This is a genomic window from Ruminococcus sp. OM04-4AA, from assembly GCF_003462585.1.
In the GTDB taxonomy this organism is placed as follows: Bacteria; Bacillota; Clostridia; order Lachnospirales; family Lachnospiraceae; genus Mediterraneibacter; species Mediterraneibacter faecis.
The window spans coordinates 42,872-64,334 of the sequence record NZ_QTZH01000015.1 but is presented as its reverse complement, the minus strand read 5'-3'; the positions used below and the strand labels follow the sequence as shown (position 1 = coordinate 64,334).

20 protein-coding genes are annotated in these 21,463 nt (G+C 43.1%); 5 read left to right on the top strand and 15 right to left on the bottom strand.

Annotation, left to right across the window (positions count from 1 at the left end):
• Positions 1-144 precede the first annotated feature (144 nt).
• From pckA to DXB52_RS06615, 3 genes are all read left to right on the top strand, one after another.
• On the top strand, positions 145-1,749 hold the full coding sequence (gene pckA / locus DXB52_RS06625) for a phosphoenolpyruvate carboxykinase (ATP) (RefSeq protein ID WP_055156784.1): 1,605 nt from the start codon (positions 145-147) through the stop codon (positions 1,747-1,749).
• A gap of 234 nt (positions 1,750-1,983) precedes the next feature.
• On the top strand, positions 1,984-3,027 hold the full coding sequence (locus DXB52_RS06620; protein WP_054753497.1) for an SPFH domain-containing protein: 1,044 nt from the start codon (positions 1,984-1,986) through the stop codon (positions 3,025-3,027).
• Positions 3,028-3,029: 2 nt separating this feature from the next.
• Positions 3,030-3,239 (top strand): type II toxin-antitoxin system antitoxin, encoded by a 210-nt coding sequence (locus tag DXB52_RS06615; RefSeq protein WP_015527809.1) that lies wholly within the window; start codon positions 3,030-3,032, stop codon positions 3,237-3,239.
• A gap of 60 nt (positions 3,240-3,299) precedes the next feature.
• Here the strand turns inward: DXB52_RS06615 and DXB52_RS06610 are convergent, their stop codons facing one another.
• From DXB52_RS06610 to DXB52_RS06560, 11 genes are all read right to left on the bottom strand, one after another.
• Positions 3,300-4,784, bottom strand: coding sequence for a cobyrinate a,c-diamide synthase (locus tag DXB52_RS06610; RefSeq protein WP_330677904.1), 1,485 nt, complete (start codon positions 4,782-4,784; stop codon positions 3,300-3,302).
• Positions 4,785-4,819: 35 nt separating this feature from the next.
• Entirely contained in the window at positions 4,820-6,100 is a 1,281-nt protein-coding gene (cbiE, locus tag DXB52_RS06605) for a precorrin-6y C5,15-methyltransferase (decarboxylating) subunit CbiE (RefSeq protein ID WP_118106802.1), read from the bottom strand.
• The gene (gene cobJ / locus DXB52_RS06600) at positions 6,101-6,829 is read right to left on the bottom strand and encodes a precorrin-3B C(17)-methyltransferase (protein WP_118106801.1); all 729 of its coding nucleotides are present in this window, start codon (positions 6,827-6,829) and stop codon (positions 6,101-6,103) included.
• Positions 6,826-7,656: a precorrin-4 C(11)-methyltransferase gene (gene cobM / locus DXB52_RS06595; RefSeq protein WP_118106800.1), complete on the bottom strand. Its 831-nt coding sequence runs from the start codon at positions 7,654-7,656 to the stop codon at positions 6,826-6,828. Before cobM ends, cobJ begins: the two co-directional genes overlap by 4 nt.
• A 14-nt stretch (positions 7,657-7,670) precedes the next feature.
• Positions 7,671-8,432 carry a precorrin-2 C(20)-methyltransferase gene (gene cobI / locus DXB52_RS06590; RefSeq protein WP_118106799.1) on the bottom strand — a complete coding sequence of 254 codons (762 nt, stop codon included), beginning with the start codon at positions 8,430-8,432 and terminating at the stop codon, positions 7,671-7,673.
• Complete coding sequence (gene cbiD / locus DXB52_RS06585) at positions 8,429-9,598, bottom strand: cobalt-precorrin-5B (C(1))-methyltransferase CbiD (protein ID WP_181989172.1); 1,170 nt, start codon at positions 9,596-9,598, stop codon at positions 8,429-8,431. Before cbiD ends, cobI begins: the two co-directional genes overlap by 4 nt.
• Positions 9,598-10,125 (bottom strand): cob(I)yrinic acid a,c-diamide adenosyltransferase, encoded by a 528-nt coding sequence (locus tag DXB52_RS06580; RefSeq protein WP_118106797.1) that lies wholly within the window; start codon positions 10,123-10,125, stop codon positions 9,598-9,600. The genes cbiD and DXB52_RS06580 overlap by 1 nt, the downstream gene beginning before the upstream one ends.
• Positions 10,110-10,958 carry a precorrin-6A reductase gene (gene cobK / locus DXB52_RS06575; RefSeq protein WP_118106806.1) on the bottom strand — a complete coding sequence of 283 codons (849 nt, stop codon included), beginning with the start codon at positions 10,956-10,958 and terminating at the stop codon, positions 10,110-10,112. Before cobK ends, DXB52_RS06580 begins: the two co-directional genes overlap by 16 nt.
• A gap of 20 nt (positions 10,959-10,978) precedes the next feature.
• Positions 10,979-11,380 (bottom strand): metal-sensing transcriptional repressor, encoded by a 402-nt coding sequence (locus DXB52_RS06570; RefSeq protein ID WP_118106796.1) that lies wholly within the window; start codon positions 11,378-11,380, stop codon positions 10,979-10,981.
• 83 nt (positions 11,381-11,463) lie between these two features.
• The gene (locus DXB52_RS06565) at positions 11,464-12,612 is read right to left on the bottom strand and encodes a cobalt-precorrin 5A hydrolase (protein ID WP_118106795.1); all 1,149 of its coding nucleotides are present in this window, start codon (positions 12,610-12,612) and stop codon (positions 11,464-11,466) included.
• 27 nt (positions 12,613-12,639) lie between these two features.
• A complete protein-coding gene (locus DXB52_RS06560) occupies positions 12,640-13,176 on the bottom strand; it encodes a zinc ribbon domain-containing protein (RefSeq protein WP_118106794.1) in 537 nt (178 codons plus the stop codon).
• Positions 13,177-13,364: 188 nt separating this feature from the next.
• Here DXB52_RS06560 and DXB52_RS16850 point away from each other — a divergent pair, with 188 nt between their 5' ends.
• Together DXB52_RS16850 and DXB52_RS06555 are read left to right on the top strand one after the other, a co-directional pair.
• Complete coding sequence (locus tag DXB52_RS16850) at positions 13,365-13,988, top strand: hypothetical protein (RefSeq protein ID WP_472519999.1); 624 nt, start codon at positions 13,365-13,367, stop codon at positions 13,986-13,988.
• Positions 13,880-15,070 carry a S8 family peptidase gene (locus DXB52_RS06555; RefSeq protein WP_472520001.1) on the top strand — a complete coding sequence of 397 codons (1,191 nt, stop codon included), beginning with the start codon at positions 13,880-13,882 and terminating at the stop codon, positions 15,068-15,070. The genes DXB52_RS16850 and DXB52_RS06555 overlap by 109 nt, the downstream gene beginning before the upstream one ends.
• A gap of 58 nt (positions 15,071-15,128) precedes the next feature.
• Here DXB52_RS06555 and DXB52_RS06550 read toward each other — a convergent pair whose 3' ends face one another.
• The 4 genes from DXB52_RS06550 to pheT form a co-directional block, all read right to left on the bottom strand.
• Positions 15,129-16,382, bottom strand: coding sequence for a cation:proton antiporter (locus DXB52_RS06550; protein ID WP_117569669.1), 1,254 nt, complete (start codon positions 16,380-16,382; stop codon positions 15,129-15,131).
• A 91-nt stretch (positions 16,383-16,473) separates the two neighbouring features.
• Positions 16,474-17,943, bottom strand: a complete 1,470-nt coding sequence (gene clpX, locus DXB52_RS06545; RefSeq protein ID WP_118106793.1) for an ATP-dependent Clp protease ATP-binding subunit ClpX — start codon at positions 17,941-17,943, stop codon at positions 16,474-16,476.
• 13 nt (positions 17,944-17,956) lie between these two features.
• Positions 17,957-18,982: a tRNA preQ1(34) S-adenosylmethionine ribosyltransferase-isomerase QueA gene (queA, locus tag DXB52_RS06540; RefSeq protein ID WP_118106792.1), complete on the bottom strand. Its 1,026-nt coding sequence runs from the start codon at positions 18,980-18,982 to the stop codon at positions 17,957-17,959.
• Positions 18,983-19,000: 18 nt separating this feature from the next.
• Positions 19,001-21,421, bottom strand: a complete 2,421-nt coding sequence (gene pheT, locus DXB52_RS06535; protein ID WP_118106791.1) for a phenylalanine--tRNA ligase subunit beta — start codon at positions 21,419-21,421, stop codon at positions 19,001-19,003.
• Positions 21,422-21,463 lie beyond the last annotated feature (42 nt).

Genomic DNA, 21,463 nt, shown 5'->3' with positions numbered 1-21,463 from the left:
CTTTCATTTTTTCCAGTTCTTTGTTAAAAATTACGGATTTTATTGATTTTCTTCACATAATATGTATAATTAAAAAAGGAGTATGAAAGGACTTGCATGAGCAGCATTTTATTCTATCATTAGAAAGAAAGAGGTATATGTAAGATGGCAAAAATTGATTTAAGTAAGTATGGCATTACTGGAACAACAGAAGTCGTATACAACCCTTCCTACGAATTATTATTCGAAGAAGAGACAAAACCGGAACTTGAAGGTTTTGAAAAAGGACAGGAAAGTGAACTCGGTGCTGTCAATGTTATGACAGGTGTTTACACAGGACGTTCTCCTAAAGATAAATTCATCGTTATGGATGAGAACTCCAAAGATACAGTTTGGTGGACATCTGATGAATACAAGAACGACAACCACCCGGCTACAGAAGAAGCTTGGGCAGCTGTTAAAGATATCGCAATCAAAGAGCTCTCTAACAAGAGACTTTTCGTTGTAGATGCATTCTGCGGTGCTAACAAAGATACTCGTATGGCAATCCGTTTTATCGTTGAAGTAGCTTGGCAGGCACATTTCGTAACAAATATGTTCATTCAGCCAACAGAGGAAGAACTTGAGAACTTCGAGCCAGATTTCGTTGTTTACAATGCTTCCAAAGCTAAAGTTGAGAACTACAAAGAGCTCGGACTTAACTCTGAGACAGCTGTACTTTTCAACATCACAAGCAAAGAGCAGGTTATCGTTAACACATGGTACGGCGGAGAGATGAAGAAAGGTATGTTCTCTATGATGAACTACTTCCTTCCACTTAAGGGAATTGCTTCCATGCACTGCTCAGCTAACACAGACCTCAACGGAGAGAACACAGCAATCTTCTTCGGTCTTTCAGGAACAGGTAAGACAACACTTTCCACAGATCCTAAGAGACTCCTCATCGGTGATGACGAGCACGGTTGGGATGACAACGGAGTATTCAACTTCGAGGGTGGATGCTACGCTAAGGTTATCAACCTTGACAAAGAGTCTGAGCCAGACATCTACAACGCAATCGTTCGTGACGCTCTTCTTGAGAACGTTACACTTGATGAGAACGGAAAGATCGACTTTGCCGACAAGAGCGTAACAGAGAACACTCGTGTATCTTACCCGATCAACCACATTAAGAACATCGTTCGTCCAGTATCTTCTGCACCGGCAGCTAAGAATGTAATCTTCCTGTCTGCAGACGCTTTCGGAGTACTTCCTCCGGTATCTATCCTGACAGAGGATCAGACACAGTACTACTTCCTGTCTGGATTTACAGCAAAACTTGCTGGTACAGAGCGTGGAATTACAGAGCCTACACCAACATTCTCAGCTTGCTTCGGACAGGCATTCCTTGAACTGCATCCTACAAAATATGCAGAGGAACTTGTTAAGAAGATGGAAGTTAGCGGAGCTAAGGCTTACCTTGTTAACACAGGATGGAACGGAACAGGAAAACGTATCTCCATTAAAGATACTCGTGGAATCATCGACGCTATCCTTAACGGAGCAATCAACAAAGCTCCTACAAAGACAATCCCATACTTCAACTTCGAAGTACCTACAGAGCTTGAGGGTGTTGACACAGGAATCCTTGATCCTCGTGACACATACGCTGACGCTGCTGAGTGGGATGTTAAGGCAAAAGACCTTGCTCAGAGATTCATCAAGAACTTCGTTAAATACGAAGGAAATGAAGCTGGTAAAGCACTTGTTGCTGCAGGTCCTCAGCTGTAAGATTGTTCTTGTATTCCAAAATTCTGGGATTGATAGAATAAATATGTGAATAGAAGCTGTGAAAGATGAAATTGCTTATCTTTCACAGCTTTTTCTTTTTGTTGACTTGATTTGCGGTTGCATTGATTTTGTTAAATTTCTTGGTTTTATCCAAAAATTATTGACTTCTTTTCCAAAAGTGATATCATAATGATATCAAATAAATTTCATTTTATTTCCAGAGGAGGAATCACTATGAATGAAAAAATATTATCAAATAAGAAAAACGGAATGGGAATGCTTCTGCTCTTTTGTCTGCTCTATCTGATTGCAATAGCAGGATGCGTTCTGTCCGCAATTGCACTGGAACATGAATTCTCAGCTCCACCAGTTATCGCTGGACTGGTTGTCAGCATTATCTGGCTATGTATTGGATGGGTTCCATTCCTTGGACTGAAAGTGCTGAAACCACAGGAAGCTCTGGTTCTTACACTTTTTGGAAACTATATCGGTACACTGAAAGAAGCCGGATTCTATTTTGTCAATCCATTCTGTACCAGTGTAAACCCTGCTTCCAAGACAAAGTTGAGTCAGAGTGGAGATGTTGATAACAATTCCAAGAAGGGAGCAAATCTTTCCAGCCTCTTGGGTGTTTCTACAACAGGAACCACTGAAGAGTCTTCAAGCAAAAAGATTTCTCTCAAGGTTATGACACTGAACAACTCCCGTCAGAAGATCAATGACTGTCTCGGAAATCCGATTGAGATTGGTATTGCCGTAACATGGCGTGTCGTAGATACTGCGAAAGCTGTCTTTAATGTTGATAATTATAAAGAATATCTCTCACTTCAGTGTGATGGTGCTCTTCGTAATATTGTCCGCATCTATCCATATGACACTGCTCCTGATGTCGATACAACCGGTGACGGAAAGGCTGATGAGGGAAGTCTCCGTGGCTCCAGTGAGATTGTTGCAGCGCGAATCCGCGAAGAGATTCAGACTAAAGTAACGGATGCTGGTCTTGAGATCATTGAAGCGAGAATTACATATCTTGCTTATGCACCTGAAATTGCTGCTGTCATGCTTCAGCGTCAGCAGGCTTCTGCTATCATCGATGCGAGAAAGATGATCGTAGACGGAGCAGTCGGCATGGTTGAAATGGCTCTGGATCAATTAAGCGAGAAAGAAGTCGTAGAACTGGATGAAGAACGTAAGGCTGCTATGGTATCCAATCTACTTGTTGTTCTGTGTGGAAACCATGACACACAGCCAATCATTAATTCTGGAAGTCTATACTAGAAATGGCTGAAAAAGATAATAAAAAGAAGCAGGTTCCTCTCCGTCTCTCCGCTAAACTGTATGACGCAATCGCAGCCTGGGCAGAAGATGATTTTCGTTCCGTAAACGGTCAGATTGAATATCTTCTGACTGAGTGCGTCAGGCAACGGAAGAAAAATGGAAAATATGTTTCCGAACATTTGGACGAACCGATTGATCTAGATATTTCATAGAACCTAAAAAAACAGCAGCAGATGTTATTATAACGACATCTGTTGCTGTTTCTCTTTGTTCTATTCTCTGTAACCGCTTCTGCATTTTTCTACAAAACGCTCCGCAAATTCTTTACAAGATGGATAATACAAATGCGGATATCCCGCCACGAGATTCTCTTCCAGATGCATGCATTTCCATCTTCTCTTTCCATCCGGCTTGACAGCAAGACAGTCACTTCCACTGTCTGTGCTATCCCAGTAATGAAACTCGTGTGCACGGATATTCTCATCCGGAAGAATCCAGCTGTCCGCTATACTCATCCGTTCTTTAAGCTCAGAAATCTGATCCTCATCAAGATTCCTCTGTAAATTCACATATCCAAATCGAACCAGTTTACCTGTCGGAAATGTTTTTCCTTTGATTCGCCCAACTAGTTTCCAGACGTTTCCATCTGTGTCTTCCATCTCTTCATGAAGATACATAAATCCGCCACACTCTGCCAGACATGGAATCTTATCATCCAATGCTCTTCTTATTGATTCAAGCATGCTCTGATTTTCTGCCAATTCTTTTCCATACAGTTCAGGATAACCGCCACCGAGAAGAATTCCTTTCACATTTTCAGGAAGTTTTTTATCATGAAGCGGACTGAATTCTATCACTTCACAGCCAAGGCTTTCTAATAGTTCAAGATTATCTTTGTAATAAAAACAGAAAGCTTCGTCACGCGCCACTGCGATTCGAACAGGGTAGTTCAGACTTTTTAAACTTCCAATCTTTTCCGATTCTTCTGAAACTTCTGCTTTCCATACTGCTGCTTCACCGGCAATCTGTTCGAGCAATTCAAGATCCACTGTTTTTGCCAGAATTTCTCCCGCCTGTCTTACCTTCTCCTGCAGATTTTCCATTTCCTGCGGTGTTACAAGTCCCAGATGACGGCTTTCCAGATGAAAAGCTTCATTTTCCGGCATGTAACCGACAATTTTAATCTCGTCATGCCCGATTCTCGCCAGTTCATTCTCCAACATTTCTTTTAATCTTGGATATAGCATTGCGGATACTCTGTTTAAGAGAATTCCACGAATCTTGCTATCCGAACGAAATTCAGCAATTCCTTTCACCATGGCTGCAAGTGTCATTGCTGCACCTCTTGCATTAATCACAAGAATCACCGGCAGTCCCAGTGTTCTCGCCACATCATAAGAGCTTCCTTTTACAGAACCAAGAGACATTCCGTCATAGAATCCCATAACACCTTCTGTTATAGTAATATCTGCATCTTTCGTATGCCTTAGATATTCCTCTTTCAAAACTTCTTCTTCCGAGAAGAACAGATCCAGATTCTTAGAATCAACGCTAAGAACCTCCCTGTGGAACATCGGATCTATATAATCAGGGCCGCATTTACACGCACATACACGCTTTCCCGTTTGTTTAAATGCAGACATCAGGCCACAGGCTGCAGCTGTCTTTCCACTATTACTGGAAACAGCAGACAACAAAAAACCTGGATTTTTTTTCTGATTTTTATTATTGCAAGCATTCTCTTTCATTTTTCTCATGATTCTCCTGTCTGTTTGTTTCCTTTTCTCTCATCTTATACCTGTCCAGGCTTTCTTCCACCTGCGGAAATAATATAAACCGGATTCTGTCCCATCATCATATGATATCTTCCAAGAACCTTTGATCTTGCTGCACTCACTTGCAGAATCTCCGCATCGGGAAGGATTCCCTCTTCCACAAGCCCCATCACTTCACTTACGGTCTCAAGAGAAATTGCATTAATTACGATTCGTACATCCGGATTTTTCTTCTGAAGTAATTGAACAATCTCTCGTAAGTTTCCCGAACTTCCACCGACAAATGCATGTGTCGGTGTTTCCAGTTCCCCTAATGCCTGTGGCGCAAGCCCTTCTATGATTCGCACTCCGTCTGTCCTGAATTTCTTCCGATTCTGATCGATCAGTTTCACTCCTTCCGGATTCTTCTCAATCGCATATACACGAATCTGCTCACCTGCACGTGCGATTTCTATAGAAACAGAACCTGTTCCTGCACCGATATCATACACAATTGCATCCTCGGTTAATTCAAGCTCTGCTATACTGACAGAACGTACTTCCGACTTCGTCATTGGCACCTTTCCTCGGAGAAATTCTTCATCTTTCAGATGCATACCGGCCGCCTTATAATAAGATGGATTTTCTACAAGAACTGCGCAAAGTCCTTCAAAATCTTCTGCCTTCATCTCGTACAATTTGCCCGAAAGTATCTTTTCTTCCTCATAAGACATCTGACATCCCACATGAACCTGCACGTCCCCTAAGCCATACTCTAGTAATGTCTCATAGAAATGACGCCCCGTGTCTTTTCCTCCAAGAAGCAGAAAGGTCTTCTGATGTCTGTGGATCGTCTGAACAAAATTCATGTCTTTTCCATGGAGACTTAGGATTTTTGCATCTTCCCAGGAAACACCGACTTTTGATGCAAGATAAGAAAGTGAGGAAATCCCTGAATAAATCTCTATCTGATCAGAACATACTTCCGTCAATCGCTCTTTCAGTTTTTTCGCACCACTATAAAATCCTGTATCTCCCGAAAGAAGAATTCCTATTTTACTATGTTCTTTGTGCTCTTTTATATAGGATACAATCTCTTCTGTACGATATTCCTTAATAAAGACTCCTTCATTCCTGTTGTTTCCCTCACACTGACGCATACTTAATCCATTCATGCTACGAATCTTCTGTGCACTCGTAATCATTCGTTCTGCTCCGATCAGACAATCCGCCTCTTCTATCAATTGTCTGACTTCTTCTGTGATTACATCACCAGATCCCATTCCTATTCCCGCAAGTATAATTTGCTGTGATTTCATTTAAAGTTTATACCCCCTCGGTGTCACCATCCGCCCATTCAGTTTCATCGTCCTTGAATTTCCGATAAACACGGTTGTAAACATATCCACCTTTGTATCTCTAAGTTCTTTCAATGACAGAATCTGATATGTTTCCCCTTCACGTCCGATATTCTTCACATAACCGCAGATATTTCCCACATCTCTGTACTGAAGCAGTATATCACAGGCTTTCTGCAGATAATCTGCGCGCTTCTTACTTGACGGATTGTAAAGGCAGATGACAAAATCAGCCATTCCTGCCGCATGCAGACGCTTCTCAATCGTCTCCCACGGCGTCAGAAGATCACTTAAGCTGATCACTGCGAAATCATGCATGAGCGGCGCTCCAAGAACAGCTGCACCTCCTGATGCCGCTGTAATTCCCGGAACAACTTCTATCTGAATCTCAGGATATTCTTTTCCGATTTCAAAGATTAATCCTGCCATTCCATACACTCCGGCATCTCCACTACAAATCATTGCAACGTCCTGACCTTTTTCTGCTTCTTCAAATGCCATTCTGCAGCGTTCCGGTTCTTTCCGCATCGGAGTGCTCAAAAATATCTTATCAGGAAACTGCTCTTTCACAAGATCAATATAAACATTGTAACCAATCAAAACAGGGCAATGCTCCAATACTTTCTGTGCACACACTGTCATCTGCTCTTCTGCTCCCGGTCCGAGTCCTACTACATATACTGTACTCATCTGTTCTGTTCCTCTGCTTCCTGTCTTATCTCTGTGCTTTGTTCCTCTCCAGTTTGTCCTGAATCTTTCTTAGAACAGGAGGCCTGTCTGAATTCTGTTGTAAATGTCGGATCATAAAGTTTTGATCTCTCATAAGTCCCGTCAAGCACTTCTCCAACAACAATCAACGCTGTCTTTGTGACATCCGCCTCGCGTGCAGTCTGCTCCAGCGTTCCTACTGTGCAGCGAAGTACTTTCTGTTCCGGCCAGGTCGCTTTATAAACAATCGCTGCCGGTGTATCTTCGCTGTATCCGCCTTCGATCAATTCTGCTGAAAGTTCCTTTAACAGTCCTGTGCTCAAGAATAAAACCATCGTCGCCTGATGTGCCGCAAAGCTTCTGACTGACTCTTTCTCCGGCACTGGTGTCCTTCCCGCCATTCTCGTGATCACGACAGACTGAGAGATCCCCGGCAATGTATACTCTGCTTCCAGTGCTGCCGCAGCTCCGCAAAATGAACTGACACCCGGACAATCTTCATATGGTATCTCAAGTTTCTTCAGTTCATCCATCTGCTCTCGGATAGCACCATAAAGGCAAGGATCTCCTGTATGCAGACGTACGATTTCTTTTCCGTCCCCATAGCCCTTCACCATCACTTCTAACACTTCTTCCAATGTCATCTTTGCACTATTATATATCTCGCACTCTTCTTTACACAATTTAAGTAATCCCGGGTTCACAAGGGAACCCGCATAGATCACGATGTCTGCTTCTTTCAAAAGTCTTTGTCCGCGTACTGTGATCAGATCTTCTGCTCCCGGACCTGCTCCTACAAATGTAATCATAATTCTTCCTGCCTTTACTGTTTTTTCTTGTCTTTTACAATTAGAAGGGAATAGTACCCCATATCTTCTGAAACCTCTTCAACCGACCGGACAATACGTTCCCTGTCCATCCCACAGTTTTCTACAAGACAGATATCCTGACTGCTTTCCTGTAAAAACTCTTTTATCTGTCCCATCTTTTTCCCGGTCTTCATCAAAATCTTTGTTCCCGATAACTGCAGACCTTCTCCCGACTCATAAGAACCCGGTAAAATATGAATCTGCTCTTCTCGTTCTGCAAGTGGCTGATTCAGTCTTGCAGCCGCTGCACAAAAAGATGGGATTCCTGAAACTGTCTCAACCTGATAGCCATCCCGTTCAATCATCTGTTCCACATACATACAAGTAGAATAAACCGTTGGATCTCCTAACGTCAGGAATGCCAGATTCCATCCTTTCTCAAGAAACTGCTCTATCACTTCTGCTCCTCGTGCATGAATCTTTCTCAGCTTTTCCTTATCTTTGATCATTGGCATTGGGAGAAAGAGAATCTGCTTTTCCTTAAGTTCTGAAACTGTCTGCACTGCAATCTGGTAAGCTGTACAGCTTTCTAAATATCCTGCTGCTCTGTTTTCCATATCATTTTGTTCTAGCAGTAGCGGCTCTGTCAATTCTCTATTTGAAACCGGAAGTACTATTACATCACAGTCTTTGATTGTTCGAACTGCTTTTAATGTCATTAATTCAGGATCTCCCGGTCCCACTCCGATTCCATAAAATTTTCCTGCTTGTTTCATCTATTCTCCTGTATCTTCTTTAACAACTCATCCGCATTTTCTGACTTTCCAAGAATGCCATCCTCTGTTGAAAATAAAATCACACCGATTTCCAATTCTTCTCCTGCTCTGGTCTTTAAGAAGAATTCAATACGTTTCATCACACTTTCCATCACCGGCTCAATCAACTTCTCCCTGCGCAGTATTTCCATTGCTTCCGTTGTATTGATACAATCCATGATTTCCCGCACAACTGCTGCATCCGCGCCATTCATAGCCGCATGCACACCAAGTACTTCCATTCGGCAATCCGCCTGTCTGGAATGCGTATTCATCACTCCTGCGGCCAGCTTAATAAACTTTCCTATATGTCCGATCAACAAGATTCCTTTCATTCCAAGAAGCTTTGCATCCTCAATTGTCTCGCCGACATAATTACTGCATTTTACAGAAAGTGCTGTATCCACCTGCAGATTTTCCCGCAAAAAGTCCATCCCATAATTACCCGGAACAACATAACACCAATCTGTTCCATTTTCTTTGAGCATCTTCATTTCCAGATAAATCGTATCTGTCAGTGCCTTCTCACTCATTGGTTCCACGATACCTGTTGTTCCTAAGATTGAGATTCCTCCCTCGATTCCCAGTCTTGGATTAAATGTCTTCTTCGCAACCACTGCCCCTTCCGGCACGGATATAATCACTTTCAGATTTTCTGTATATTGATACTTTCCGCAAACCTCTTCTACTGCTTCGCAGATCATTCTCCGCGGTACTTTGTTGATTGCTGCCTGACCGATTTTTTGTTCCAGTCCAGGCTTCGTTACACGGCCGATTCCTATACCACCATCCAGATTGATTTTCTCGGAAAGATCCACACTATTCTCCGAATTTATTTTACTCTTCTTCTCTACCTTTTGAACTGTTGCATAAACAAGTATTCCATTCGTCACATCCGGATCGTCTCCACTGTATTTTCGCACTGCACATGAAACTTCTGACATCTTACGCATGATCTCTTCCAACTCAAGATACAGTTCAATGCCCTTCGGCGTCAGCAGTCTCACCTGGCGAATCTCTTCTCCCGACAATAACATCTCTGCTGCCGCTTTTGCCGCCGCTGCCGCACAGCTTCCGGTCGTATATCCCATCTGAAGTCCCGATCTTGTTCTTCCGATTTCCTTCATCAATATTCAATCCCTTTTCTCGCGTAGATTCCCTGATCAAACGGATGCTTCACTTTCTTGATTTCTGACACATAATCTGCAAGTTCAATAAGTTTTTCATCCGGATTTCGTCCAGTCAATACAATCTCCAGTTCTTTTGGTTTCTTCTCCAGGAACTCGATCGCTTCTTCCTTCGGGATGAGATCATACCTATAAGCCGCCATAAACTCATCGATCACAAGCACATCATATCTTCCGGTAAGAATCTCCAGTTCAATCGCTCTCCAAAGCTGCAAGTAAGTTTCCCTTACTTCCTGCTTTTTATCTTCGGAAAGATTTTTAAAAAAGCCATAAGACTTTTCAAGATGAAGTACTTTAATCTGAGAAATATCATCGAGAATCGCCAGTTCTCCGGAAGATTCATTTTTTAAAAACCGGGTAAATAAAACCTTAAGTCCACTTCCTGCAGCACGGACTGCAAGTCCGATTGCCGCTGATGTCTTTCCTTTTCCGTCTCCACAATAAATGTGTATCAATCCCTGTTCCATTTTCTCATCTCCTGTTCTGCTTCCTCTACCGACAAGCCTTCTTCTATCGGCCTTCCAATTACGAGAAGAACTGCACCTGCCTGCTCTGCTGCTTCAAGCTTTTCTGCAAATCCTCCATTCTTTCCGGATTCTTTTGTTACGAAATATTTTGCCTCTGTCTGATGAAGAAGTGCAAGATTCATTTCCCTGGAAAACGGGCCCTGCATTGCAATCAGATGCTTCCCTGAAAATCCGAGATCTATACTCTGCATCACTGAAGGGAGTACGGAAAGTACTCTTGCATAGCACCGCTCTTTATAATTTGTCAAACGAGTATATTTATCCAGTTCTTTACTGCCTGTTGTTATCAGTATATTTCCCTGCGTCTGCTCGAGATAGTCCACGGCCTCTTCCACGCTATTCACACAGACTACAGAACTGTCACTCTTAGTAATCGCATTTGTTCTTTCACAAGCAAACTTTTCTGACCTGACTGTCCTTTCTTCTGTCAAAAAATCTCTTAAACATCGTAAATACTCTATTCCGCTGTTTTTACATGCCCGCTGTATATTTTCCGTCACTATAACTGCAAACGGATGCGTCGCATCTATGACAAGCCCCACCTGCTCTTTTTCAAAGAATGCTTCCATCTCCTGCTGATCCATACGTCCTTGGATCACTCGAAGTTCTGATTTCTTATGCTTCTCTTTTTGCAACTGCAGATCATTTTCCAATAGTTCTTCCCCATATTCTGTCGCAGCACTTACGATACAGGGAATTCCTTTTTTAACGGCGTATTCTGCCAGCTGTCGTCCCTCTGTCGTACCGGCAAAAATAAGAATATTTTTCTTCATCAAATCACCCACATTTACATTTATTTAATAAACTTATCAATTGCCTCGTCAAGAGCACGGATTGTCTCCATATCATTCTGCTCAATAGCTTCCACAATACAATGATCCAGATGATTCTTCAAAATCACTTTTCCTGTATTATTGATTGCAGAACGAACTGCCGCAAGCTGGATCAGCACTTCACTGCAATCTTCATCGCGCTCCACCATTCGCTTCACTGCCTCAAGATGTCCGATTGCTCTGGATAAACGATTCATTACCTTCTTCTTTTCTTCTGCACTGTGTACATGACGGTGAACATGTCCTGTGCCGCCATGGTCGTGATGATGTACATGTGACTCTGCCACCCCATCTCCGTTATGATGCGCATGGATATATTCTGTTCCGTCCTCACGGAAATGCGTATGCTCTTTCATAATCATCCATCGAACCCTTTCTTTTTACTCTGTCACTGATTATAAAGCAAAAACACGTTTTCTTCAACTTGTTGGAACTTTCTTTCGTTTTAAAATTGAAGTGTTACTTCTGTCTCTGTCAATGCCACCGTCATCTGCTCTCTTATGCACTTGGGACACAGCAGTTCTCCGTCAGCATCTGCTGTCCGTGCAGCTCTCTCACACACATTGTCAACACCTGTCACCTGTTTCACAAACCGTGATGTGGCTGATACCTCTGTAATCTTCTCTAACTGTTCTGCCGGATAAGTTGCAAACGGTACTTTATATTTCTGCGCATAGGCCAAAATCGCAGGTTCTTCTTTCTTAAGATCAATCGATGCAAGCTGTTTTAACTGCGTAGGTTCAAGTCCATACCCTTCCAGAACATCGTTTAGCCCCTTTTCAAAAAGTTCTTTTGAAATCTGTTTTCTACAGCCTACTCCTGCCGTGATATTGATTGGATACAAAAGGAGAATGCATGGCTTACGCTCACATCCACATACGTTATTCCTGACATCTCCCCACAGAGAACCCGCTAGGGATTCCACGAACTGTCTCCCTTCTTCTGCGGTCTTTGTGATCACGATCACAGGATGTTCCTCTGCAAAGGAGTACAATTCTTCCTGTGAACCACATAGTATAAGTTCTTTTAAACAGCTTTTCTGAAAATCTTCCTGTTCAAATACCAGTCCTTCACCGATCCACAGACCGACCTGCTTTCCATCCAGCACTGCGGCTGATATCTGCTTCGCTGCTTCGCGCTCTGTAAGATACAGGTGATTCTTCTTTGCAAAAACATCTACTGCAAATTTCCCCTGAACATCAGTCGCTGTTGTCTGTACCGGAACTGCACCGGTCCATACTGCAAGCTGATTGGAAAGTTCCACCGCACCCCCGAGATGTCCTGACAGCAGTGGAATCACATATCCTGATTTTTCATCCATGACTACGACCGCTGAATCGGTGAATTTATCCTTTACATAAGGTGCAATATATCTCACTGCAATTCCAACTGCACCAATAAAAAGGAAGGATGTCTCTCCCCATCCTTCCCTGATCAGCTCTTTTGGATTGTCCGGAAACGGAAGAATGTCAGCGAAAGCATATCCGGCAGGTGCATAGTTCTGACACGTAATCCCTTCGTTCCGGAACTGACTTCCAATTCTCTCACCAAGTCTTGTTCCTGCCTGTGTAAAACTTAATATAACAACCTTCACGTTCCATTCTCCCTTAATTCCTTGAAACTATTCTTCTGTCTCTTCTTTCACAGACTCTTCTACTGCATCCACTGCTTCTTCTGCGGCCTCAGTAACCGCCTCAACTGTTGCTTCAGCAGCCTCTGCAACGATCTCTTCTGCTTCCTCTGCCTCTTCTCTTACTTCCTGAGCCAGATCATCCGCTTCAAAAATATCTTCTTCCTCTGCTACAGGTGATCCGCAGTATGGGCAGAAAGCCATATCTTTCGCAACCATCTTGCCACACCGTGTACACTCACACGCACCTTTGAGCCCTTCAATCTTATTCTCATACTCTTCTATGCTTTCCTTGCGGCTTGCAATTGCCTCGCACAGTCCCTTGGAAGCCTCATCCAGTTCTTCTCCATTCTCAAATCTGTCATAAATACTCTGACCAAGTTCCATCAGATCTTCTGCATTTCCTCTTGCAAGCTCTCTGATCTGCGCTTTTAATTTCTGTATCTCAATCGCATCTCCTGCCTTTGCTGTCACTGCCTCTGCTGTCTCGCTCAGACGTTTTCCTAAATCTTCAAAAAAATCTTTCATACTGAAATCTCCCTTCTTATCATTGCTGTATCATCTCAACCACCAGAAAGGTGATCTACAATTTCTCTTGGTCTTATTATATCGTATTCTTCCAGTTTTTGAAGTCATTTTCTATTATTTTTAGACTAATTTCATAAATAGAATCCTTCTTGCATATCCTTTCTACAACTCAACTCAGGAGTCATCTTATGAATGATCTTGAAACTTGCAGGGAACAGATACTCTCCGAAGATACACGCGACTTCATCAGTAATCCGCTGCGCACTCCACTGTTCAATGAACTTCTGAAAAAAGATCCATGTACCCAGGATGCCGGGCTTGGATATCAGTGCATTTACTTTTCCAAAGAACTTGTAGAGCCAATCTCTCTGGCGCGTTTTTCTTACAATTCCATTCCGAATTGTTTTGCTCCTGTCGCTATGGAGACATTGAACCAGACCGGCATCCTTCCCGTGCAGAACTATCCGGCACTTCAATTAAAAGGAAAAGGAGTTCTGATTGGATTTCTTGACAGCGGGATTGACTATCAAACAAAGTTTTCCGCAATCTGGACGGTACCACGCGAATTGCGGCAATTTGGGATCAGACTATCCAAAGCGGAACTCCACCCAGAGACTTCTTCTACGGAAGTGAATACCGTAAGGAAGAGATTGATCTGGCACTTTCTTCTGATTCCCCACTGTCACAGATCCCTTCTGTCGATATCGACGGACATGGAACTTATATTGCCAGTCTCGCTGCCGGAAATGCTGACGCTGACGAACAGTTTCTGGGAGCCGCTCCGGAATCTACTCTCGCTGTTGTCAAATTAAAACAAGCGAAGCAATATCTGCGGGATTATTACTGCATCCCGGAAACAGCCGTCTGCTATCAGGAAACAGATCTGATCCTTGGATTAAAATATCTGAATGATCTGGCAGATGAACTGGGGCTTCCACTTGTCATGTGTATCACTATAGGCTCTAATCTTGGCGGTCATGTCGGCACGCTTCCGCTTCCCGCATTACTTGGCAGCTACAGTCTGATGCCCGACCGGATTGCTGTGGTTGGCACGGGAAATGAAGCAGACAAACGTCATCATTATTTCAATACGATCCAGTCAGAAAATGACCGTAAAACTGTAGAAATCCGAGTTGGTGAAAATGTATCCGGATTCACTTTAGAACTTTGGGTACTGATTCCCAATCTCTTCTCAATTTCAATTATTTCACCGTCCGGGGAAAATACATCCAAAATTCCATTTCATGTAGGCACAAGCGCCGACATTGATTTTCTCTTTGAAAAGACTCGCGTCTCTGTTGACTATCGGCTTCTGGTCGAAAAAGCAAGCTCTGAACTCATCTTCTTCCGTTTCCGTACTCCGGCAGAAGGCATTTGGAAAATCATCGTAGAACCGACCCGCCTGATTAATGGTGATTTCCATATCTGGCTTCCTGTCACAGAATTTTTAGACGGAGAAGTCTATTTCCTTGAATCAGATCCTTACACGACTCTTACAAACCCGGCCAATGCCCCTAGTCCTCTGACGGTCTCTTATTACGACGGCAGCAATGGTGCAGTCGCCCAGGCATCCGGACGCGGCTATACAAGAACAAGCTTTGAAAATCCTTCCATCACTGCTCCCGGGATTAATATCAAAGGAGCTCTTCCAGGAGACCGTTTTGCCGTGCGCAGCGGCTCCTGCGCCGCAGCCGCTATCACCGCCGGGGCAGTCGCACTTATGTTAGAATGGCAGCTCTATGAACGCAAAATGCCCGGCATCGATGTATTCCAGATCAAAAGCCTTCTTGTTCTTGGAGCCATCCGACCAGACAGTATGGAATACCCTAACCGTGAATGGGGATACGGACAATTAAACCTCTATAACACATTTGAGGTCATGAGACAGCTTTAACTGTCCCATGACCTCAAAGTTTCTACAATATCTTTTATCGATTCTTTTCTCTTTTGTTCTATCTGTTATCTTCTCGATTCTCATAGTAGCTTGTAACCTTCTTTGCAGCTTCTACCTGTGTTGACGGTCCTGTTCCAGGAGCGAACACTACTTTCAGAAGAATCGGTGTGATGACTGTTGTAATAACAACCACCACGATAACCGGTCCTAAGATGGAAGAACTCATAAGTCCGAGTGCGGAACCTTTACTTGCTACGATCAAGGCAACCTCACCACGGGAGATCATTCCCACTCCGATTCGTTTTGCCTGATAGTTCTTGTAACCACAAAGCTTTGCACCAAGTCCACAGCCGACTATCTTAGTAAGAACTGCCACAACTGTAAGAACAACTGCGAACATAATGATGGATACTGACATCTGTGGAAGGTTTACCTTCAGACCGATACTTGCGAAAAATACCGGTGACAGAAGCAGGTAAGACAACGTATCAAACTTAGACTCCAGATAAGTAGATCTCTGTACGTTGGAAATAATTAATCCTGCGATATATGCACCTGTAATATCTGCAACACCGAAAACTTCTTCTGCGATAAATGCCATAAGCAAGCAGAATACAAACGCAATAATCGTATGACGATGCAGTTCCTTCTCAGCTCCGTCAACCCATTTCTTATACATCTTATAGAAAATGAATCCGACAACACCTGAAAATGCGAAGAATCCAATGATCTTGATCAGAACCATTCCAAGCTTTACAGAATCATCTGCAAGACTTGTAACGATTGTCAGTGCGATAATACCGAGAACGTCATCAATGATCGCAGCACCAAGGATTGCATTTCCTGAACGGCTCTTCAATGCTCCTAATTCTTTCAATGTCTCTACTGTAATACTTACAGACGTTGCTGTGAGTACAACTCCAATAAAGACATTCTGAAGAACGATAGGGGATGACAGGTTACTTCCTGCCATACTCGGCCGGTTAAAGAACCACGCCACTGCATAACCGCCGATCAGCGGAACAATAACACCGCAAAGCGCAATAACAAAAGAAGCTTTTCCACTTGCTTTCAGCTCTTTGATATCCGTCTCCATACCTGCAGTAAACATCAGAACAATAACTCCGATTTCTGCAACTTCATGGATAAATGAAGTCTCTGCCAGAATTCCAAATCCTGCCGGTCCGAGGATCAATCCCGCCAGAAGTGCGCCAACAACCTGCGGCATCTGTACTCGTCTTGTTAATAGTCCAAGTAATTTTGTAGATATAAGAATAATTGCTAAATCCAGTAAGTATCTGTATGTGTCCATTTTTCTCTCTTCCTTTTTGTGATTTTTTTAAACTAATTCCCCAATCAGTTTTCAGATTTTTGAACAAAACTTCTCTTTCTAAAATCTCACTTTATCCATCTAATCTCGGTACTGCCTGGCCTCTCAACTGAATAACCGGTCCGCCGGTACTTTCTATATAAGCTCTTGTAATTGTTACTTCTCCAATATTATCATCTTTCGGAATCTCATACATAATATCCAGCATAAATTCCTCAATGATCGCACGCAGTGCTCTGGCTCCGGTATCTTTTTCCATTGCCTTTTCTGCAATTGCTTCTAATGCGCTGTCATCAAACTCAAGCTTCACTTCGTCTAATGCCAGCAACTTCTGATACTGTTTTAAAATTGCATTTTTCGGCTCTTTTAAGATCTTGACAAGCATCTCTTTGTCGAGTCCCTTTAATGTAAATACAATCGGAAGACGTCCTAAGAACTCCGGGATCATACCGAATTTTCTTAAGTCCTCAATTGTCACCTTAGAGAGCAGCTCTTCATCATGCTCGACTGTATCTTTCAGTTCTGCATTGAATCCCATCGACGTTTTCTTCTGCAGACGCTCTTTGATAATGTCTTCAAGATCCGGGAATGCACCTCCACAGATAAACAGAATATTTTTTGTATTTACTGTTGTCAGTGGAACCATCGCATTCTTGCTGTTCGCGCCTACCGGAACTTCAACTTCACTTCCCTCTAAGAGTTTGAGCATTCCCTGCTGCACAGATTCACCACTCACATCTCTCTGACTGGAAGTTTTTTTCTTGGCAATCTTATCGATCTCATCGATAAAAATGATTCCCTGTTCCGCACGCTCGACATCATTGTCTGCTGCTGCAAGAAGCTTGGAAACAACACTTTCGATGTCATCACCGATATATCCTGCCTCTGTAAGAGATGTTGCATCTGTAATCGCCAACGGCACATCTAAAAGCTTCGCCAGTGTCTTAACCAGATATGTTTTACCACATCCTGTAGGCCCAATCATGAGCATATTTGATTTCTCTATCTCAATCTCATCCATTGTTCCTGTTGCTACACGTTTGTAATGATTATAAACTGCAACAGAGATTGCTTTCTTTGCATACTCTTGTCCAACGATATATTCATCCAGACGTGCTTTGATCTTATGTGGTGCCGGAATCTTTTTAATATCCAGCTGCTTAAATTCTTTCGGCTCTTTCTTCTTCTTTTTGATCTTCTGTGCCTTTGGCTGCATATTTTCAAGATCAGAAAGATTCATAAAATGTACTCCCGGAATCTTCATCATGCTGCTTAGATCCATAGAACTATTGTTCATCATATCAAAGCTTCTCTGCATACAATCCGGGCATACTGCGATATTATTCGGAAGCTCAACCATCTTCCCAGTCACACTCTCCGGGCGATGACAAATAAAACATATTCTCTCATATCCGTCATCATCTTTTTCAGAATGGTCAGAAGTTGTCACTTCTTTTTTTTCTTCTTCCCTGCCAGTGTCCTGTCTGTTGTCTTCCTTGTTTGTCTCTTCTTCATCTACAATGATAAAATCATTTTCTGACATAGGTTGTCCCTTTCTATCGTATGAACATCGCATCCCCAAAACTGAAGAAACGATATCTTTCTTTTACTGCCTCCTCATACGCTGCCATCACATGCTCTTTTCCGGCTAATGCAGAAACAAGCATGATCAGTGTAGATTCCGGCAGATGGAAGTTCGTGATCAACGCATCCAGAATCTTGAACTGATATCCCGGATAGATAAAGATTTCTGTCCAACCACTGCATTCTTTTAATCTTCCATTCTCATCGGCAGCGGATTCGATTGTTCTGCAGCTTGTTGTTCCGACACAGATGACACGATGTCCTGCTTCTTTTGCATGGTTGATCTTCTGTGCAGACTCTTCAGTAATCATATAAAATTCTGAATGCATATGGTGATGCTCCACATCATCTACCTTCACCGGACGGAACGTTCCAAGTCCGACATGAAGTGTAACCGGTGCGATCTCTACCCCTTTTGCACGAATCTCTTCCAGAAGCTCCGGCGTAAAATGAAGTCCGGCTGTCGGTGCTGCCGCTGAACCGGAATGCGCTGCATAGACTGTATTATATCTATCCTTGTCCTGAAGCTGATGTGTGATATACGGCGGAAGCGGCATCTGTCCTAACTGATCCAGAATCTCCTCGAAGATCCCTTCATACTCAAAATGGATCAGACGATTACCTTCATCCACTACATCCAGAACCTCTCCGACAAGCAAACCGTCACCAAAGCTGATTCTGGCCCCCGGTCTTGCCTTTTTTCCAGGCTTTACTAATGTCTCCCAGACATCATCTGCCCCACGTTTCAAAAGAAGTACTTCAATCTTCGCTCCAGTCTCTTCCTTCGCTCCGATCAATCTGGCCGGAATAACCTTTGTATCATTGATGACAAGGCAGTCACCCGGATTCAGTTCATCAATAATCTCACGGAATACATGATGCTCTGTCTTTCCTGTCTCTTTATCAAGCATCATCAGTCGGGAGGAAGATCGGTCCTCCAGAGGATCCTGCGCGATCAGTTCCTCTGGAAGATCATAATAAAAATCACTTGTTTTCAATCCTCTTACCCTCTCTTCTTACTTTCGCAGTTCAATACCAAGTTCTTCCAGACCGGAAAGAATGCGACCCATTGCTGCTGTAATCTCAGCCTCTTCCAGTGTCTTGTCTTTTGCACGGAATACGATAGAATATGCAACAGACTTAAATCCAGCTTTGATCTGAGTACCCTCGTAAATATCGAACAGGTTGTAGCTCTCTAAGTGAGCGCCACCCTTTTTCTCGATCACATCTTCGATCTGTCCAACAAGAATCTCTTTTGGAACAACCATACTGATATCTCTTGTTACTGCAGGATATTTAGCAATTCCTGTGTATTTTCTGTCAAATGTAGCATATGGAATGATCTCCGGCATATCCAGAACTGCAACGTATGCACGCTCACCGATTCCATAAATGTCAGCGACTTCCGGATGAACCTCTCCGAGATATCCAACTACTTTTCCGTCATAAATGATATTTGCCTGGCGTCCCGGGTGAAGGAATGACTTTCCTGCATTCGGATCGTATTTCTCTCTGCCCTTCATACCGATCTTCTCGAAGAATTCTTCGATCACACCCTTCATGTTAAAGAAGTCTCCCTCTCCATACATTCCAAGTGTAAACTGCATTCTCTCATCCGGAAGATCTGTCAGTGGAAGCTCCTTCGGAATATAAATATTTCCCATCTCGTACAGACGAACATTCTTATTTCTTCTGTTATAGTTTGTTGCAAGAGAAGTCAGCATACCGTTTAATGATGTTGTACGCATGATACTATAATCTTCTCCGAGTGGATTCATGATCGGAATTGCATTACGCAGTTCTGAGTCTTCCGGAAGAAGAAGCTTATCAAATACCTTCGGGCTTTCAAAGGAATAAGACATTCCCTGGCTGAATCCACAGAACTCAGCGATATTGCTTGCCACCTGCTCGATGCGAAGCTTAAACGGAAGCTTACCTGTTGTAGCTTCTCCAGATGGAAGTGTTGTCGGGATATTGTCATATCCGAAGAATCTTGCAACTTCCTCTGCAAGGTCAGCTAATCTGAACAGATCGTGACGGAATGTCGGTGCGATCACTTCTTTTGTCTCTGCATCATAATCAAGATCAATCTTCTTGAAGTATCCAAGCATCTCTTCCTCAGAAATATTTGTTCCAAGCATACGGTTGATCTTCTCTGCATCAAATGGAACACGTACAGGCTCTTTCTTCTTGCTGTATACGTCGATTGCTCCTCCGACAACTTCACCAGCTCCAAGCTCTTCTACAAGCTGACATGCACGGTTCAGTGCAGCCATTGCATTGTTCGGGTCAAGTCCCTTCTCGAATTTACCGGAAGCATCTGTACGAAGTCCGACACGCTTGCTGGATTTACGGATATTGACACCATCAAAGCATGCTGCCTCAAAAAGCATTGTCTTCGCGCCATCTGTGATCATAGAGTTCTCTCCACCCATGATTCCTGCGATTCCAACAGCCTTTTCCCCGTCACAGATCATAAGAACATCTTTATCCATTGTTCTTTCTTGTCCATCCAATGTGACGAATTTATCTCCATCCTGTGCATTCTTAACTACGATCTGATGTCCTGCAAGTGTGTCCAAATCGTAAGCATGCATCGGCTGCCCATACTCTTCCATTACATAATTTGTAATATCAACCAGGTTGTTGATCGGACGGATTCCAACAGATGAAAGTCTGCGCTGCAGCCACTTCGGTGATGGCTCGATCTTAATATTCTTAACAACTCTTGCACAGTATCTGGAACACAGATCTGTGTTCTCTACTGATACCTTCACATAGTCATTGACATCTTCATCATTTCCTGTCTCTGTCACAACCGGTGGTTTAAATTCTTTATTAAATGTAGCAGCTGCTTCACGTGCGATACCTACTACACTGTAGCAGTCTACACGGTTTGATGTGATCTCATATTCAAAAACAACATCATGAAGACCAAGAAGCTCTATCGCATCTGCTCCAACCTCTGTATCCTCCGGGAAAATGTAAATACCATTCTCCGGCTGTTCCGGATACATCTCCTTTGTAGAACCAAGTTCTTCGATGGAACACATCATTCCGTAACTTGCAACTCCACGAAGTTTTCCCTTCTTAATCTTGATTCCACCGGCAACTCTCTGTCCCGGCTCATGTCCGCCTGCAACACGTCCACCGTCTAATACGACCGGAAGCTTCGCTCCCTCAAACATATTTTTGGCACCTGTTACGATCTGAACTACCTCTGTACCGATATTTACCTGGCAAACTACCAGCTTATCCGCATCCGGGTGTTTCTCAATTTTCTCGATCTGACCAACAACGATCTTGTCAAGGTCTGCATCCAACTCCTTGAATCCTTCAACCTTTGTTCCTGTCAGAGTCATTGCATCTGTATATTCCTGCGCTGTCACGTCAAGATCCGGGACATACGCTTTGATCCATGATAATGAAGTATCCATTTTATATCTCCTTATTTCTATTTTTTGTTCTATTCAAAATGG

Bases quoted from the DNA above. Each gene is read 5' to 3' on its own strand.
- DXB52_RS16850 (WP_472519999.1), top strand. From the start codon at position 13,365: ATGAATGATCTTGAAACTTGCAGGGAACAGATACTCTCCGAAGATACA.
- cobK (WP_118106806.1), bottom strand. From the start codon at position 10,958: ATGAAGAAAAATATTCTTATTTTTGCCGGTACGACAGAGGGACGACAG.
- cbiE (WP_118106802.1), bottom strand. From the start codon at position 6,100: ATGAAATCACAGCAAATTATACTTGCGGGAATAGGAATGGGATCTGGT.
- cobI (WP_118106799.1), bottom strand. From the start codon at position 8,432: ATGAAACAAGCAGGAAAATTTTATGGAATCGGAGTGGGACCGGGAGAT.
- DXB52_RS06570 (WP_118106796.1), bottom strand. From the start codon at position 11,380: ATGATTATGAAAGAGCATACGCATTTCCGTGAGGACGGAACAGAATAT.
- cobM (WP_118106800.1), bottom strand. From the start codon at position 7,656: ATGATTACATTTGTAGGAGCAGGTCCGGGAGCAGAAGATCTGATCACA.
- DXB52_RS06550 (WP_117569669.1), bottom strand. From the start codon at position 16,382: ATGGACACATACAGATACTTACTGGATTTAGCAATTATTCTTATATCT.
- cbiD (WP_181989172.1), bottom strand. From the start codon at position 9,598: ATGAAGGAAATCGGAAGAACAAGATCGGGACTTCAGATGGGATATACG.
- DXB52_RS06560 (WP_118106794.1), bottom strand. From the start codon at position 13,176: ATGAAAGATTTTTTTGAAGATTTAGGAAAACGTCTGAGCGAGACAGCA.
- DXB52_RS06580 (WP_118106797.1), bottom strand. From the start codon at position 10,125: ATGGAACAGGGATTGATACACATTTATTGTGGAGACGGAAAAGGAAAG.
- clpX (WP_118106793.1), bottom strand. From the start codon at position 17,943: ATGTCAGAAAATGATTTTATCATTGTAGATGAAGAAGAGACAAACAAG.
- pckA (WP_055156784.1), top strand. From the start codon at position 145: ATGGCAAAAATTGATTTAAGTAAGTATGGCATTACTGGAACAACAGAA.
- DXB52_RS06620 (WP_054753497.1), top strand. From the start codon at position 1,984: ATGAATGAAAAAATATTATCAAATAAGAAAAACGGAATGGGAATGCTT.
- pheT (WP_118106791.1), bottom strand. From the start codon at position 21,421: ATGGATACTTCATTATCATGGATCAAAGCGTATGTCCCGGATCTTGAC.
- cobJ (WP_118106801.1), bottom strand. From the start codon at position 6,829: ATGAGTACAGTATATGTAGTAGGACTCGGACCGGGAGCAGAAGAGCAG.
- DXB52_RS06610 (WP_330677904.1), bottom strand. From the start codon at position 4,784: ATGAGAAAAATGAAAGAGAATGCTTGCAATAATAAAAATCAGAAAAAA.
- DXB52_RS06615 (WP_015527809.1), top strand. From the start codon at position 3,030: ATGGCTGAAAAAGATAATAAAAAGAAGCAGGTTCCTCTCCGTCTCTCC.